General features: G+C 69.5%; 17 protein-coding genes and 1 pseudogene. 8 read left to right on the top strand and 10 right to left on the bottom strand.

From position 1 onward, the window contains the following. The first annotated feature begins 70 nt into the window (after positions 1 to 70). A complete protein-coding gene (locus tag ACQPWU_RS28010; protein WP_433444699.1) occupies positions 71 to 925 on the top strand; it encodes an alpha/beta fold hydrolase in 855 nt (284 codons plus the stop codon). 203 nt (positions 926 to 1,128) lie between these two features. Here the strand turns inward: ACQPWU_RS28010 and ACQPWU_RS28005 are convergent, their stop codons facing one another. Beyond that, entirely contained in the window at positions 1,129 to 1,929 is an 801-nt protein-coding gene (locus tag ACQPWU_RS28005; protein WP_433444698.1) for a helix-turn-helix domain-containing protein, read from the bottom strand. A gap of 35 nt (positions 1,930 to 1,964) precedes the next feature. On the opposite strand from ACQPWU_RS28005, the gene ACQPWU_RS28000 reads away from it, so the two are divergent. Continuing rightward, positions 1,965 to 2,405, top strand: a complete 441-nt coding sequence (locus ACQPWU_RS28000; RefSeq protein ID WP_433444697.1) for a nuclear transport factor 2 family protein — start codon at positions 1,965 to 1,967, stop codon at positions 2,403 to 2,405. A 110-nt stretch (positions 2,406 to 2,515) separates the two neighbouring features. Here ACQPWU_RS28000 and ACQPWU_RS27995 read toward each other — a convergent pair whose 3' ends face one another. Together ACQPWU_RS27995 and ACQPWU_RS27990 are read right to left on the bottom strand one after the other, a co-directional pair. Next, a complete protein-coding gene (locus tag ACQPWU_RS27995; RefSeq protein WP_433444696.1) occupies positions 2,516 to 2,842 on the bottom strand; it encodes a zinc-binding dehydrogenase in 327 nt (108 codons plus the stop codon). Continuing rightward, entirely contained in the window at positions 2,764 to 3,180 is a 417-nt protein-coding gene (locus ACQPWU_RS27990) for a hypothetical protein (protein ID WP_433445620.1), read from the bottom strand. The genes ACQPWU_RS27995 and ACQPWU_RS27990 overlap by 79 nt, the downstream gene beginning before the upstream one ends. A gap of 20 nt (positions 3,181 to 3,200) precedes the next feature. On the opposite strand from ACQPWU_RS27990, the gene ACQPWU_RS27985 reads away from it, so the two are divergent. From ACQPWU_RS27985 to ACQPWU_RS27975, 3 genes are all read left to right on the top strand, one after another. Next, positions 3,201 to 5,024 carry a multicopper oxidase family protein gene (locus ACQPWU_RS27985; RefSeq protein ID WP_433444695.1) on the top strand — a complete coding sequence of 608 codons (1,824 nt, stop codon included), beginning with the start codon at positions 3,201 to 3,203 and terminating at the stop codon, positions 5,022 to 5,024. A gap of 94 nt (positions 5,025 to 5,118) precedes the next feature. After that, a complete protein-coding gene (locus tag ACQPWU_RS27980; RefSeq protein WP_433444694.1) occupies positions 5,119 to 5,637 on the top strand; it encodes a hypothetical protein in 519 nt (172 codons plus the stop codon). Positions 5,638 to 5,748: 111 nt separating this feature from the next. Next, complete coding sequence (locus ACQPWU_RS27975) at positions 5,749 to 7,263, top strand: MFS transporter (RefSeq protein ID WP_433444693.1); 1,515 nt, start codon at positions 5,749 to 5,751, stop codon at positions 7,261 to 7,263. A gap of 62 nt (positions 7,264 to 7,325) precedes the next feature. Here ACQPWU_RS27975 and ACQPWU_RS27970 read toward each other — a convergent pair whose 3' ends face one another. The 5 genes and pseudogenes from ACQPWU_RS27970 to ACQPWU_RS27950 all read right to left on the bottom strand — a co-directional run. Further along, a complete protein-coding gene (locus tag ACQPWU_RS27970; protein ID WP_433444692.1) occupies positions 7,326 to 7,931 on the bottom strand; it encodes a response regulator transcription factor in 606 nt (201 codons plus the stop codon). Further along, on the bottom strand, positions 7,928 to 9,073 hold the full coding sequence (locus ACQPWU_RS27965; protein WP_433444691.1) for a sensor histidine kinase: 1,146 nt from the start codon (positions 9,071 to 9,073) through the stop codon (positions 7,928 to 7,930). Before ACQPWU_RS27965 ends, ACQPWU_RS27970 begins: the two co-directional genes overlap by 4 nt. Then, a complete protein-coding gene (locus ACQPWU_RS27960; protein ID WP_433444690.1) occupies positions 9,070 to 10,116 on the bottom strand; it encodes a hypothetical protein in 1,047 nt (348 codons plus the stop codon). Before ACQPWU_RS27960 ends, ACQPWU_RS27965 begins: the two co-directional genes overlap by 4 nt. A gap of 205 nt (positions 10,117 to 10,321) precedes the next feature. Beyond that, on the bottom strand, positions 10,322 to 10,813 hold the full coding sequence (locus tag ACQPWU_RS27955) for an SRPBCC family protein (RefSeq protein WP_433444689.1): 492 nt from the start codon (positions 10,811 to 10,813) through the stop codon (positions 10,322 to 10,324). A gap of 132 nt (positions 10,814 to 10,945) precedes the next feature. Continuing rightward, positions 10,946 to 11,080: pseudogene (locus tag ACQPWU_RS27950) on the bottom strand (winged helix-turn-helix transcriptional regulator); the annotation flags it as partial. 76 nt (positions 11,081 to 11,156) lie between these two features. Between ACQPWU_RS27950 and ACQPWU_RS27945 the strand changes: the two are divergent. Together ACQPWU_RS27945 and ACQPWU_RS27940 are read left to right on the top strand one after the other, a co-directional pair. Further along, positions 11,157 to 11,459: a DoxX family protein gene (locus ACQPWU_RS27945; RefSeq protein ID WP_433444687.1), complete on the top strand. Its 303-nt coding sequence runs from the start codon at positions 11,157 to 11,159 to the stop codon at positions 11,457 to 11,459. A 69-nt stretch (positions 11,460 to 11,528) separates the two neighbouring features. Then, complete coding sequence (locus ACQPWU_RS27940; protein WP_433444686.1) at positions 11,529 to 11,885, top strand: DUF4158 domain-containing protein; 357 nt, start codon at positions 11,529 to 11,531, stop codon at positions 11,883 to 11,885. 60 nt (positions 11,886 to 11,945) lie between these two features. On the opposite strand, the gene ACQPWU_RS27935 is transcribed toward ACQPWU_RS27940, so the two are convergent. Beyond that, positions 11,946 to 12,683 carry an SDR family oxidoreductase gene (locus ACQPWU_RS27935; protein ID WP_433444685.1) on the bottom strand — a complete coding sequence of 246 codons (738 nt, stop codon included), beginning with the start codon at positions 12,681 to 12,683 and terminating at the stop codon, positions 11,946 to 11,948. 93 nt (positions 12,684 to 12,776) lie between these two features. On the opposite strand from ACQPWU_RS27935, the gene ACQPWU_RS27930 reads away from it, so the two are divergent. Beyond that, complete coding sequence (locus ACQPWU_RS27930) at positions 12,777 to 13,640, top strand: LysR family transcriptional regulator (protein ID WP_433444684.1); 864 nt, start codon at positions 12,777 to 12,779, stop codon at positions 13,638 to 13,640. Positions 13,641 to 13,892: 252 nt separating this feature from the next. Here the strand turns inward: ACQPWU_RS27930 and ACQPWU_RS27925 are convergent, their stop codons facing one another. Beyond that, positions 13,893 to 14,627, bottom strand: coding sequence for an SDR family oxidoreductase (locus tag ACQPWU_RS27925; protein ID WP_433444683.1), 735 nt, complete (start codon positions 14,625 to 14,627; stop codon positions 13,893 to 13,895). Positions 14,628 to 14,659: the final 32 nt, after the last annotated feature.

The raw sequence follows: 14,659 nt of genomic DNA, 5'->3' as shown, positions 1-14,659 counted from the left end.
TTTGACAGTTGACGACAGGGCGACTTACGATCACAAAACATGACGTATCGTCGGCCTTTCGGGGGCAGAGATGAGTAGTCGGGCCGCTCAGGTCGAGGCCGGGCCGCATCGCATCAGTGTCACCCTGTTCGGCAGTGGAGAACCGGCTGTGATCATTGAGCCTGCGTTCGGCGGAGACGCGGAGTCTTGGCGGGGGGTTGCCGAGGCCCTGGCCGAGGAGACGACGGTGGTGACCTATGACCGAGCGGCCTACGGTTCCAGCAGCAGGGCGCTGGACAACCGAGCGCCAGACGATATCGCCCGTAATCTCCACGAGGTTCTGGATGCGGCAGGCATCGCTCGCCCCGTCGTACTGGTCGGCCACTCGGCCGGCGGCGTGTATGTCAGAGCGTTCGCCGGGCTCTATGACACGGAAGTCGCCGGCATGGTGCTGGTCGACTCCAGCACCGAAGGCCAGGCACAGATTCTTCGCGACTGCCTTCCCTGGCGTGCCAGGTTTTTCGAGGCAGTGACCCTGCCTTTCCTCATCGCTGTTTCCCGGGAAATCCGTAATGGCGCCGACCGGCGGTCGATCATGCGCGAGCACCGAGCTCTGAAGCGGTTGACGATGGCCGACCAGCCCCTGCACAAGGGGGAACTGGGCGACAGGCCTCTCGTTGTGCTGACCCGCAGCCCGGGCAACAGTGACACGGTCCCCGAGGATTGGCGCCGCTGGCACCGCCTCAACGCAGCCTTGGCCCACCTGTCAGCCAACAGCCGGCATGTCATCGCCGATCGAGCCGGTCATTACATTCACGACGACGATCCCCAACTGGTCATCGCCGCGATCAAGGACGTGCTGTGCAGCGTACGGACAGGAAGCCGACTCGACGACGTCACCCCCACCCGGACCGGCCCGTCAGCCACGGACGAGCCCACCGGCTGACCCAGGTCCGAGGAAGCGATCAACATCTTTACAGGTATTCGGCAGATCACCATTGGATTTTGCGAATGACGGAACTCGCCGACCCAGCCGCCGCTGTCGAACGGTTCGATTGCCAACGTGTGAGGCACCCGCGGGGCGCTCGCCAGACTCGCGGGGGCAAGGCCTTCCACGCGGAGACGAACGTGTGCTCGACCCCTCGCTGATCAGGGGGCAGGTGGCGACGTGCCGGCTCGAGCGTCAGCGTCGGACTTCGTGAAGTAGGCGGCGCTCTCCGCGTCCGTCGGGTAGTACGACTCGATCGCGACCTCGTCCAGTGTGATGTCCATCGGGGTGCCGAACGTGGTGGTCGTCGAGAACAGCCGCAGTTCTCGTTCGCCGAAGCGAAAGATCATCGGGATCACGACCTCGGACTCGATCGGGTGGCTCGCGTCCTCGGAGCCGGGCGCCAGAAACTCCTCGTAGAGCGCGGTGAGCTCGGAGTCGGGAGCAGCGGCAAGCTGACGCGCGATTCGGGTACGGAGCACCGCACGCACCTCGGCCAGATTGACGATCCGAGGAGCGAGCCCGCGCGGGTCCAGTCCCAGCCGCACCATGTTGATCGGCGGCCGGAGCAGGTCGGGGGCAACCTCGGCGAGGAACGGGTCGATGGCGCGATTGGTCATGACGATGTTCCATCGGCGATCGAGGACCAGCGCCGGGTACGGCTCGTGTGCGCGGAGCACTCTCTCGATCGCGTCCCAGGCCGCCGACAGCGCGTCCTCGTCGAGCGGCCGCTCGGCGTAGCGGGGTGCGAAGCCGGCGGCGAGCAACAGCCGGTTGCGCTCACGCAACGGCACATCGAGCTGATCCGCGAGCCGCAGGACCATGTCGGCGCTCGGGTTGGACTTGCCGGTCTCCACCAGGCTGACGTGACGAGCCGAGACGTCGGCAGCGATCGCGAGATCGAGTTGGCTGAGTCGCCGGCGATGCCGCCATTGCCGCAAGAGCTCCCCGACCGTGTGCATGACCGCCGATGCTACTCCTCGTGGAGCGGGGCGCCATGAAATCGGAGTTCATCGACAACCGTCGCAGCGGCAGAAACACTCCTTCCATGACTGCAGAGAACAAGAGCATCGTCCAACGGGCGCTGACGGAACTGGTCGGGACGGGCGACGTCGACGCACTCGCGCCGTTGCTGAGCGATGACTTCGTCCATCACAGGCCGGATTCGACCTCGTCGAGCAAGGCGGAATGGCTCGCCGCCGTACGCGCCGCGCTCATCCCGCTCGCCGACATGCGAGTCGAGATCCATCACGTGCTGGCCGACGGTGATCACGTCGTGATGTACTCGCGGCGCTGGCTTCCGGGTGCCGAGCCAGGGATCGCGGTCGTCGATATCTGGCGGCTGGACGACGGGCTGATCGCCGAGGCGTGGGAGATCATCGAGCCGGTGGCCCAGGCGGCCGCCAATCTGGTGTGGTGGGAATCCGCTGATCACTGACCTGGCCACGAGCCGGGAACCGCGGTCGTGGACACCTGGGGCATCGAGGACGGCCCGATGCCCCGACCCCCGGCGGCGGCGTTCCCATAGTGCACGTCGAGATGTCGGTTTCAGGGGCAGATGACGACGCGGCCCCGGGTTCGGTGCGCCACCGCCAGGTAGGCGTCCCTGCCCTCCTCGATGCTGTAGCGGCGGGCGATCGGCAGTGGACGGAATTGACCGGACTCGAAGTATGGGGCCAGCTGTGCAAGCCGTTCACCGGACTCGACCACATCGAGCCTCAGGCTGTTGCACCCGAGTATCCGGGTTTCCTTGCGGTACAGGTCGATCTCTACTGTCCGTGTGCCCACCGCGCTGATCACCACGAGTCGGCCGCCGTGCGCAAGCGACGCGAGTGCGGACGCGGTCGTGACACCACCGACCGCATCGTAGACCACGTCCACACCTCGGCCGCCGGTGAGCCTCTTGATCTCGGTGCCGAGGCCGGTTTGACCTGGTCGAGGCCTATCACCTGGGCGCCGCGGGCGCGGGCGATCTGCGCGACCGCCCCGCCGACTCCGCCGGAAACGCCGAACACGGCGATCGTCTCGCCCTTGTCCAGTTCTGCGGTTTCGACCGCGCCGAGCCAACCGGTGACGAAGTTGACGCCGACGGCCGAGGCCTCTTCGAAGCTGAGGGACTCGATATCGACCTGGCCTTTGAGGGACGTTGACCGGGGTTCGCCCAGCGTGGGGCAGAGGACCGGGCAGGCGAGCGTGGCAGGCCGCGCTCGCATGAACCCAGCCCGGAGGCACAGTGAGGTTCACCAGACGGGAGTTCATGCGCCTGGCCGCGGCGGCGGCAGGTGCCGGAGTGTGCGAAGCAGGGACGACGACGGCTCGCGGTCTGCGCAAGTACGTCGACCGGCTACCTCGTGTGCCTTTGGCGGTCCCGGACACGTCGGTGTACCCGGACGCCGACTACTACGAGGTGACCATGCGCCAGCTGCCATGGCGCTTCCACGCCGACCTCGGCGAAACCGTCGCCTGGGGGTACTGGGCATCCGATCCCTCCGGCCGAGGCAGGCCCGCCGGGCTCGGCTGCCTCGGGCCGGCCCTGGTGGCACGGCGGTACCGGCCCTCGGTCGTCCGCTACCGCAACCATTTGCCGACCACGCATCTGCTGCGCGAGGCGATCGATGAGACCCTCTGGCGGCAGCTGCCCGGCGTATCCCCGGATCCGCCCGGCGGGCGGCACATGAACATGCCCGCCGGCGTCACCGTATGGAACGTGGTCCACCTGCACGGAGGCTGGGACCCGCCGCAGTCGGACGGCAACCCGGCCGCCTGGTTCACTCCCCAAGGGATGCACGGCCCCCTGTACGCCTCCCTGCCGGGAGCCGCGCCCAACGAGGCGATCTTCGCCTACGGCAACCGCCAGCAGGCGACCATGCTCTGGTACCACGACCACGCGATGCAGCTCACCCGGCTCAACAACTACGCCGGCCTGTCCGGGGTGTACGTGATCCGGGATCAGGCCGAGGAGGCGCTCGGCCTCCCTCAGGGGCGCTTCGAGGTCCCCCTGATCGTCCAGGACCGTACCTTCAACCGGGACGGCTCCCTCTACTACCCCTCCAAGGGAGTCAGCTCCTACCATCCCGTCTGGTCTCCGGAGTTCTTCGGCGACACGCCGGTCGTGAACGGCAAGGCCTACCCGTTCCTGGAGGTCCAGCCACGCCGTTACCGGCTGCGGGTCCTCAACGGATCCAACTCGCGCTTCTACCACCTGTGGTTCGGCGACGGCCGGACCCGGCTGCCGTTCTGGCTCATCGGGATCGGCGGCGGCCTGCGCGGCGACGCCCTGCGTTCCACGGACCTGCTGATGGCCCCGGCGGACCGGGCGGACATCATCATCGACTTCGCCGCCGTGCCCTTGGGCAGCGGCGTCACGCTCATGAACGACGCCGCCACGCCGTACCCGAGCGGAGGCGGCGGGCCGGCCATCCCCGAGATCATGCGGTTCCAGGTGACCGAGCCCCTGAGCACCCGCGACCCCACGACGCCGCCGGGGCAGCTGGCGCTTCCACCGTTCGAGCCGATCAAGCCGGATGCGCGGACGAGGTGGCGGGAACGCGTCCTCACCGAGACCACCGACCGGCACGACAACCCCGTCCACCTGCAGATCAACGGCCGCTTCTTCTTCGAGCCGGTGGACGACTTCATCCGAGCCGGCGCCACCGAGGTGTGGGAGTACATCAACACCACCGGGGACGCTCATCCCATTCACGTGCATCTCGTGCAGTTCCAGCTGTACGACCAGCAGAGGTTCCGCGCCGAGGAGTACGCCAGGGACTACGGCCGGTGGCTGGCGGCGGGTCGCCCTCCCGGGAAGAAGCTGGAGCTGAAGAGGTATCTCGTCGGCCGGCCCATGCCCCCGGCCGCGCAGGAGCGGGGCTGGCGCGACAGCTTCATCGCCCTGCCGAAGATGGTGACCAGGATCATCGCCACCTACACCCCGGCGCCACCCATCCCCGGCATCAACGGCACCGCCACCACCTACCCGGCCGACTACATCCACCACTGCCACATCCTCGAACACGAGGACAACGACATGATGCGCCCCTGGCAGCTCGTCAGCTGACCACGGCCGACCGCGTTGATCATCGATTACGCGGCCCGCCGGCGGCGGTAGATGAGCGGTACGCACAGGTTCGTCGCCGATATAGGGTGCGCCAATGGAGCGGATCTTGGTGGTGGGTGTCACCGGTGCGGGCAAATCCACGCTCGCCCGGACCTTGAGCCGTCGTCTGGACCTGCCCTACCACGAGATGGACGCGGTGTACTTCACCGGCCCTGATTGGGCCGTGAACGAGAAGTTGACCGAAGACGTCTCACGAGTCACCGCCGAACCTCTCTGGATCGTCGACTCGCTCGGCTATCCGGAAGTCCGTGACCTGCTCTGGGGCCGGGCCGACACCGTGATATGGCTCGACTACGCCAAACGCGTCATCATGCCCCGGATCCTGCGCCGGTCCCTCCGGCGCACGGTCACCCGCGAGGTTCTCTTCGGCGGCAACAGGGAAACCTGGGCGGACTGGCTGAGCAAGGAGCATCCGGCCTGGTGGGCCTGGTCCCAGCACGCGACCCGCCGCCGCGAAATCGACCGCCGCACCCGCGACCCCCGCTTCGCCCCCCTCAGCACACTCCGCTTCGGCCACCCCGACGACACCGCGGCCTGGGTGGCATCCCTCTGATGCGGATAGGCGTTGGGCGTTCCGGTGGCCCTCGAAGCGCCGTGGACCGCCGGCCGATCAGAGCGGCCGCTGCTTGACTTCGAGCAAGCTCCAAGACCTAGCGTCGTGGTCATGAGTGCTTCAATGCGGCCGGAGCCCACGGTGAGCGAGCGCGGGCCTGTGCGGCGCGACGTGCCCGAACTCAGCCGACGCCGCCGGTTCCTGGTTCTCGCGATCTGCTGCGCCAGCATCGTCGTCGTGGTGATGGACATCTCCATCGTCAACGTCGCGCTGCCGGCGATGCGCGGGGATCTGCACGCCTCGGTGTCCGGCCTGCAGTGGACGGTCGACGCGTACACCCTGGTGCTGGCCGGTTTCCTGGTGCTGGCCGGGTCCACCGCTGACCGGGTCGGCCGTCGGCGGATCTTCCAGGTCGGCCTGGCCACGTTCGGGCTCGGCTCGCTGCTGTGCAGCCTGGCGCCGAGTATCGGCTGGCTGATCGCGGCGCGTGCGCTGCAGGCCGTCGGCGGCACGATGCTCAACCCGGTGGCGATGGCGATCGTCGCCACCACGTTCCCCGACCGGGCGGAGCGGGCCAGGGCCATCGGCGTGTTCGGCGCGATGTCCGGCCTGTCGCTGGGGCTGGGCCCGATCCTCGGCGGCGCCCTGGTCGACGGCTTCGGCTGGCGCTCCATCTTCTGGGTCAACGTGCCGATCGTGGCCGCCGCGATCGTGTGCGTCGCGCTGTTCGTACCGGAGTCTCGTGCCGCCCGGGCGCGCCGTTTCGACCCGGTGGGCCAGGCACTGGTGATCGTGGTGCTGGGCAGCGTCGTCTACGCGATCATCGAGTCCGGCAGGTTGGGCTGGACCTCGCCGGTCATTCTCGGCCTGCTCGCCGTCTCCGTGCTCGGCGTGCTGGGCATCCTCGGCTACGAACCGCGCCGTGTCGACCCGCTGCTGGAGTTGCGCCTGTTTCGCAGTGTGCCGTTCAGCTCGGCGATCGCGACGGCGCTGTTCGCCCTGTGCGGGTTCGGCGCGTTCCTGTTCGTGACCGCCCCGTACCTCCAGGACGTGCGTGGCATGTCGGCGCTGGCGGCCGGGCTGTGCCTGCTGCCGGTCGGGGTGCTGATCGTGGTGCTCTCCCCGCTCACCGGCCGGGTGGTCGGCGGGCGCGGTCCTCGACTGCCGCTGGTGGTCTCCGGGGCCGCGCTGGCGCTGGGCGGCGGCGCGTCGATCTGGCTCGGGCCGGCCACTCCGCTGCCGGCCGTGCTCGCGATCTATCTGCTGTTCGGCGTCGCCCTGGGCACCGTCAACCCGCCGATCACCAACTCGGCGGTCTCCGGGATGCCCGCCTCGATGGCCGGGGTGGCCGCCTCGTTGGCCTCCACCGGCCGGCAGACCGGCACCACCCTGGGCGTCGCGATCTCCGGAACGATCGTGGGACCGGCCGTGGGCCGCGGCGGGACGGCGTTCACCAGCGCGGAGCACGGCGTGTGGTGGCTGCTGCTCGGACTGGGGGTCGGCGTCCTGGTCCTGGGGCTGGTCAGCACCGGGCGCTGGGCCTTGGACACCGCCGCGCGGGCGGCGGCATTGTTCGAAGGCGTGGACACCGGCGCCGCGGCCGGCTGTCGGGTGGAGGCTCGGTAATGTGCTCGATGCCGATGCGTTCACGGTGGCCGCCGCCTTCGACCGCCTCCGGTACCGGCACGCTAGAGCCAGCCGGCGTCGCGAGATATGCGGATGGCATCGATGCGGTTGCGCCCGCCGACCTTGCTGATCGCGTTCGACAGGTAGTTGCGGACCGTGGCCTGCGACAGCGAGAGCTGGGTGGCGATCTGGGCGATGCGGATGCCGCTCGCCGCAGCACAAAGCACCTCGGTCTCGCGGGCCGTCAGCGGGCTGCTGCCCGTCTCGAGCGCCGCCGCGACGAGCTCGGGGTCGATCACCCGCTCGCCTCTCGCGATCCGCCTGATCCCGTCCGTGAGGGTCTGCGCCGGGGCGTCCTTCACGATGAATCCCTTCACGTGCACCTTCAGCGCACGCAGCAGGTTGCCCGGCTGGCTGAGCCCCGTGAGCACGAGAGTGCGACAGCCGGGAAGCCGCGCGGACAGTTGCTCGGCGGCCGACAGCCCGTCCAGCCCCGGCATGTCGATGTCCAGCACCGCGACGTCGGGGCGCACCCGCAGCGCGGCGTCCAGTACCTCGTCCCCGCGCTCGATCTCGGCGACCACCTCCATGTCGTCCTCCAACGACAGCAACGCGACCAGCGCGGACCTGATCATGTGCATGTCCTCGGCGATCAGCACGCGGATCACGCGACCTCCTCGGGAACCTCGACAGACAGCCGGAAGCGGCCGTCGTGGACACCGGCCTCGGACGAGCCGGACGCGGCTTCGGCTCGCTCGGCTACCCCGGCGAGCCCGGAACCATTGCCCAGGCCGGGGGCGCTGCGGACGCCGTCGTTGACGATTTCCAGCCGAATTCTCCCGCGCTGCCGGGAAAGCGTGATGGTGCAGGAACCGGCCTCGCTGTGGCGCAGCAGGTTCGTGGTGCCCTCTCTGATGGCCCACGCCAGGGCGCTCTGCGCGGACTCGGACAGCGACGGCACGTCCGCCACGTCGAGCCGGGTGTCGACGCCTGCGGCGCCGAGCAGGGCCGCGGCGCCGTCGATCTCCGTACGCAGCGACACGGTGTGCTGGTCGCGGGTGATCGCCCGTACATCCCGCAGCGCGTCACGGGCCACGCCGGTCAGGCTCTCGATCTCGGCGCGGGCGGCGACGGTGCCCTTGGCGAGCAGGCGGAGGGCAAGGTCGCCTTTGAGGGAGATGGCCGACAGGCTCTGGCCGAGCAGGTCGTGCAGGTCGCGCGAGACGCGGATGCGTTCGTCGCCGACGGCGGTGGCGGCCAGCTCGGTGCGGGTGGCCTCCAGCTCGTTCAGCAGCCGGACCAGGCGGGCGCCGCCGACCAGCGTGCCGGCGTACAGGATGAGGCTGAACAGTGCGTACGCGCCCAGGAGGAGGGCCTGGGGGATGGTGTGGGCGTCGTCGCGCAGCATGGCGATCACCTCCTTCACCGGGTTGTGCAGGAGCTGCGTGATCGCCGCGAACAGCATCAGACGGCCGCGTAGCAGCATCACGATCGAGGCGAGGGCGAAGGCGGTGAAGGCCTGCCAGTTCGAGCCGAGCCACCACAGGGGGACGTTGGCGAGGACGGCGAGCGCCACCAGGGTCCAGGGCCAGCCCGCCGGGCGTTCGCCCCTGGAGGCGGCCAGGCTGTGTCGCAGGCCCAGGCAGAGGGCCAGGGCGAAGGCGGCGGTGGCGGCGACCGGGTTGCCGGGTGGGCCGTCCATGCCGAGGGTCGTGTAGACGGGGACCTGTACGGCCAGCAGGACGTGCAGGACGATCAGCGGCCAGAGGGGATGGCGCACGACCCACCGCGGCACGATCGGCGGGGTCATGGGCGGGCCTCGGACGTGGCGATGTGGGGCTGCACGTCAATGGTTTCGGTGGTGTCGTCGGCGCGCACCTCCAGGCGTACTCCGCTGGTCAGGACGGTTGCCGTGATCGTGCAGGCGCTCACTCCGTCGGTGCGCAGCAGGCCGGTGACCGTCGCGCGCAGGGCCGCCCGGGGCTGCGGCGCGATCGTGTCGGGGATGCCCGTGCGGGGCAGCTGCAGGCGGGTCTCGATGCCGGCCGCAGAGAGCAGGGCGGCGGCCGTGTCGAGTTCGGCTCGGAGGGACGGCTGGCGGTAGCCGCGTACCCGCTGCCTGGCCTCGGCGAGCGTACGCCGGGAATCGTCGGCGAGCCCGGACAGCTCCGCCACCAGATCAGCCCTCTTGTCGAGCGGGGTCGTCAGCAGGTCCGCGGCGCGTGCGCCGCGGACCGCGAGGGACTCCAGGGCAGTGCCGAGGGTACGACGGAGGTCGTCGTCGATGCGGCGCCGCTCCTGTGCGACCGCCCGCTGGGCGAGCACCTCCCTGGCCGACTGCAGGCGGACGAGAGCGGCGGAGAGCCAGACGAGCAGGAGTATGGCCCCGCTGCCGCAGAGCACCGAGAGGGTGAGCCACGGCGCGGCGTTCCATGGCAGGCCCAGCAGCAGGGAGGCGGGTGCCGCCGCGATCATTAGCGACAGGTACGCGACGAATGACCACGGGCCGGGCAGGACCAGGACGGCCGACACGGCGAGGCTCGCGTAGGCGCGGGGCCACATGTTCCCGGCCAGTGGAGTGGTGGCGAGGATGATGACCGCCATCGCCGCGAATGTCCAGTGGCCGGCCTGGAGGCGGGTGGCACGTGCCGCGTACCAGACGTGGCGCAGGTGCAGAGGCAGGTACACCGCGGTCGCCGCGATGCTCCACAGTCCGGTGCGGGAGTCGTTGCCCACATAGCTGAACGCCAGCGCGACCTGCAGCAAGGGCAGCAGGCCGCTGCAGGCGACCGCGCCGACCGGAGCCAGCCGGACGACGCGGTCGGATCGCCACAGCTCCGCCAATCCGCCCACCTCCCGTCCTCTCACCTGGCTGACCAGAGTAGAGGCCGCGGCCGGGTGCCGGGTGCCGGGTTCGGCTGCCGGTGCGGTCTCTGGTGTACCAGCGTGCCGAGGACCCGGATCCGCGCCGATCGCCGATCGACGGAGGCGGGGGCCGAAGGTGGCGGTGTCGTGGCCGTTCATGGACGAGATGGTGCGCACCACGAGCCCGGCGAGATCATTCTCCTGCGCTGATGACCCGGCCGAGGTTGTCCATCTCGTTGCCGCGACCGGCCGTCAGGCGCTGGGTCCACTCCTCGTCGTGCATCGCGTCCATGGTCATGACGACGTGGACGCCGTCGCCGGAGGGCCGGATCTCGAGCACGGTGAGGAAGTCGTACGGCTCCACGCCCGGGATGAAGTCGGCCAGGGAGGTGTAGGAGAGCCGCGCGGGCTCGTCCACCTCGACGAAGGTCTTGCGCGACTCGGTGCTCAGCGGCAGCCCGGCGCCCTCCATGAACGCGACCTGCTCGGGCGCGGTCGCGGTCATCGTGTAGATCAGCTCGCCGCCGGGCCGCAGGTCCAGCTTCCCGACCTCCACGGTGAAGCCGTCGGGTGACCACCAGGACTCGATACCGGCACTGGTGGTCCACAGGCGCCACACATGCTCCGGTGTGGTCGCGTAGGTGCGCTCGATCCGGACGGTCTTGGCCACGGGTGAGACGGTCATGAATGCTCCCTTTGAGGTGGGGTTACGCGAACCGATCCTCCACTCGAAGGCCCGGAGCAAACAGATGCAAATGTCACCGGACGGGTGATGAGTTTCGGCTTGGGGCCTGTTCGGGGTTCAGGGGCATCGGGTCATTGGTTTGCCGGTGGGGGTCAGTGCGTGTTCGACCCGTGGCGGGACCTCGGCGTGCACCGTCCGGGATACCAGGCCGTCGCGTTCGAGGTTCCGGAGCGTCAGGGTCAGCATGCGCTGGGAGATCCCGGGGATCTGCGCACACGCATGTGCCTTTTGTAGGGCTTTCAATTGACGCATCATGGGGCTACTTACCGCTGGTAACCATCGCGTGACCAGCGCACAGAGCCAGGAGCAGCTCCAGCCGATGATGGGCTGGGTCGACACCGTTCCCATGCCGCTCGTCCGCGTGATCGGAGTCCTGGAAGTCCTCGGCGCGGCCGGCCTGATCCTGCCGCCGCTGACCGGGATCGCGCCCTGGCTCGCCATCGCCGCGGCGATCGGCCTCGTCCTGATCCAGATCGGCGGCATCGCGGTCCACCTGAGCCGCGGCGAGGCCCGGCTGATCGGACTCAACATCGCCCTCCTGGCTGCCGCCGCGGCAACCGTCTGGCTCGGCACCGTCTGGCTCTGAACCGTCTGCCCAACGTCCCGGCCTGGAGTTCGCCGGCTACTCGGGACTTGAGCGACAACCGAACGGCCAGTGGCGTTAGCGGGCCGCCGGGGGTCGTTCCTGGAGGACCCCCTCGATGTGCCGGGCACGGTGCTGGAGTTCGTGGCCGAGCAACCGGAGGTTGAGGACCCGGCCAAGGTGAAGCAGTACACCGAGCGGCGGGAGACGCCGTTCGATCATCTGCGGGACATCCGGCGGCCGTACGGGTGGAAGGACTTCGCAGCGGGCGAGCCGGAGTTCGCGGCGTGGGTCACGGCCCGCCCTGGACGTCGGGCGACGGCCCGAAGGCGATCTTCACCGATGGGTTGGGGTGGCTGCGGGAGCGGAAGGTGCGCGGGGTGGTCGGCGGGTACGTGTTCGGCTGGGTCTCGGGCCGGGCGTCTGTGAGGGTTTTGTGGACGACGCCGATGGAGACCGGGCTTTGGGCTGATCACGACAGGTTCGGGGTCACCACGGGATGACGCCGTCGTCCTCAAAGAACGAACCGGTCGGGCCGCCGTCGGGCAGCGTGGCGAGCCGGATCGCCGTGGCTGCGCCCTGCTCAGGAGTGCGGGGTCCATGGAAGCCGGTGAAGTCGGTCGCGACCAGGCCCGGGCAGGCGGCGTTGATCAGGATGTTCGTACCGGCGAACTGCCGGGCGTACTGCACGGTGACGGCGTTGAGGAACGACTTCGACGGCGAGTAGGCCGCCATGATGGGGCCGATCTCGACGTCCGGGTCCGCCTGCCGGGTCAGCGAGGCGACGGCGCTGGAGACGTTGACGATGCGTGGCGACGCCGAGCGCTGCAGCAGTGGCAGCATCGCGTTGGTCACCCGGATGACACCGATGACGTTGGTCTCCACGACCGTGCGGACCACGTCGAGGTCGAGCGTGGTCGGGTCCTGCACCCACCCCGGCCCCGTCTCTCCCGAGATACCGGCGTTGTTCACCAGGACGTCCAGGCGCCCGGCTCGCCGTTCCATCAGTTCCGCGGCATCGGTGACGCTCTGGTCGCTGGTGACGTCCAGCGGCACCCCGAATGTGTCCACCCCGGCGGCGCGCAGCTTCTCAACGGCGGTCTCGCGCCGGGCCTCGTCGCGGGCTCCCACGCCCACTCGGTACCCGAGGGCGCCCAGCCCGGCCGCAATTTCGTACCCGATTCCCTTGTTCGCGCCGGTGACCAGCGCGATCTTCGTTTCGCTCATGCCGTCGATGTTCGCTCGCGAACGAGCGGCGCATCCAACACCGATACAGTGCCCTGTCATACCTGGTAGGTATCACTGAGGTATGGTGTGGCCGTGGACACCCTGGAGACCCGCGAGTTGAGGTACTTCATGGCGGTCGCCGAGGAACTGCACTTCGGCCGCGCCGCCGAGCGCCTCGGCATGGCCCAGCCACCGCTGTCCCGGGCGATCCAGCAACTCGAGCGGCGCCTCGGCGTCTCCCTGCTGAAACGTAACCGCCGCGGTGTCTGGCTGACCGGCGCCGGAGAGGTGCTGCTGCAGGAGGGCCGCGCTGCCCTCGACGCGACCGCCGCCGCCGCTCGCCGCACCCGTCGCGCCGGTGGCGCCGACAGACCAGGTGCCCCCCGCAACCGCCTGGTGCTGGCAGTGAAGGCCGCCGCGTCTCACGAACTGCTGCAGAAGCTCCTCGACGCCTACGCGGCCGAGCCTGACGCCGCCGAGATCGAGGTGCTACCGAGCGGCATGTGTGAGCAGGAAGAAATGCTGCGCGATGGCCGCGCTGATGTGGCGCTCATGCACGTGCCGTTCAACTCCCTCGCCGGGTTCGACAGCGAGGAACTGATGACCGAGGGGCAGATCGCGATCCTGCCCGCCGGGCACCCCCTCGCGGCGCACAAGACTCTGTCCCTGGCCGACATCAGCGACATCCCCGATCTTCCGCTCGCCCGCTGGTCCCGCAACGGCACGTATCCGCCCGGCCCAGGCCCCGAGATCCACGACCAGACGCAGCTGGCCCAGCTGATCGCCCTCGGACGCACCGTGGCCGTCTTCCCCGACTCCGCCCGCGCCCGGCTATGGGCCGAGCACACCGCCGTCCCCTTGACCGACGCACCCCCCGTCGTCACCCACATCGCCTGGCCCGCGCACAGCCGCTCCCTCGCCCTCGCCGGGTTGATCCGCACGGCCACACAGCTATGACCCTCTCTTGCCTTCCATCACCTGACCCGCCCGCGCCCTGCCCACCCACTCCAACCCGCATGGCATCCTCATCGGAACGGCCGGTGACGACAAGACGGGCCCCGCCCGGCTCCTTGACGTCACGGGCCGTTCGGTTGCCGCTCAAGCACCTACTCCCTCGAACAGCTCGACGAAGGCCGTGTCGCGTCATCGAGCAGGATCTCCTGGACCTCGCTTGGGCGTTGTCGTTGAAGCGATCCGACGTCGCGTCCGTCAGGCGATGCCGCCGTTGGTGAAGATGACCTGGCCGTTGACCCACCGCCCCGGTCCGGCGAGGAAGGAGACGGTTTCGGCGATGTCGTCCGGCGTGCCGAGACGCTCCATCGGGGGCTGCGCGGCGAGGCGGTCGATGGTCTCCTGGTCCTTGCCGTCGAGGAAGAGCGGGGTGGCCGTGGGGCCGGGGGCCACCGCGTTCACGGTGATGTCGCGGCCGCGCATCTCGCGGGCCAGCACCAAGGTCATGGCTTCGACAGCCCCCTTGCTGGCGACGTAGGGGGCGTAGCCGGGGAACGCGAGCCGGGTCACCGAGGTGGAGAAGGTCACGATGGCCCCGCCCGGCCGGACGCGGCGCGCGGCCTGCTGGGCGACCACGAACGTGCCGCGGATGTTGGTGCGGTGCATCCTGTCGAGCGCGTCCAGGTCGAAGTCGGCGACCGGGCCGAGGACCATCACCCCGGCGGTGTGGACGACGACGTCGATCCCGCCGAACGCCGCCTCCACCTGGTCGAACGCGTCGGACATGGCGCTCTCGTCGGCGACGTCGCCCGCGACCGCGACCGCCCGGCCGTGGTCCGCTTCGATGGCCTCTACAAGATCGTCGGCGGCGGCCTTGTTGCCGGCGTAGTGGACGCCGACGGCCATGCCGTCGGCGGCGAGCCGGTGGGCGACGGCTCGGCCGATGCCCCCTGACGCTCCGGTGACCAGTGCGACCCTCTTGATGTTCGACATGGCGATGCCTCCAGGGCTGTCATTTATGAACG

It is taken from the genome of Nonomuraea sp. CA-141351 (assembly GCF_050944675.1).
GTDB lineage: Bacteria > Actinomycetota > Actinomycetes > Streptosporangiales > Streptosporangiaceae > Nonomuraea.
The sequence above is the reverse complement of the archived record's forward strand: the minus strand, read 5'-3'. Positions and strand labels throughout refer to the sequence as shown.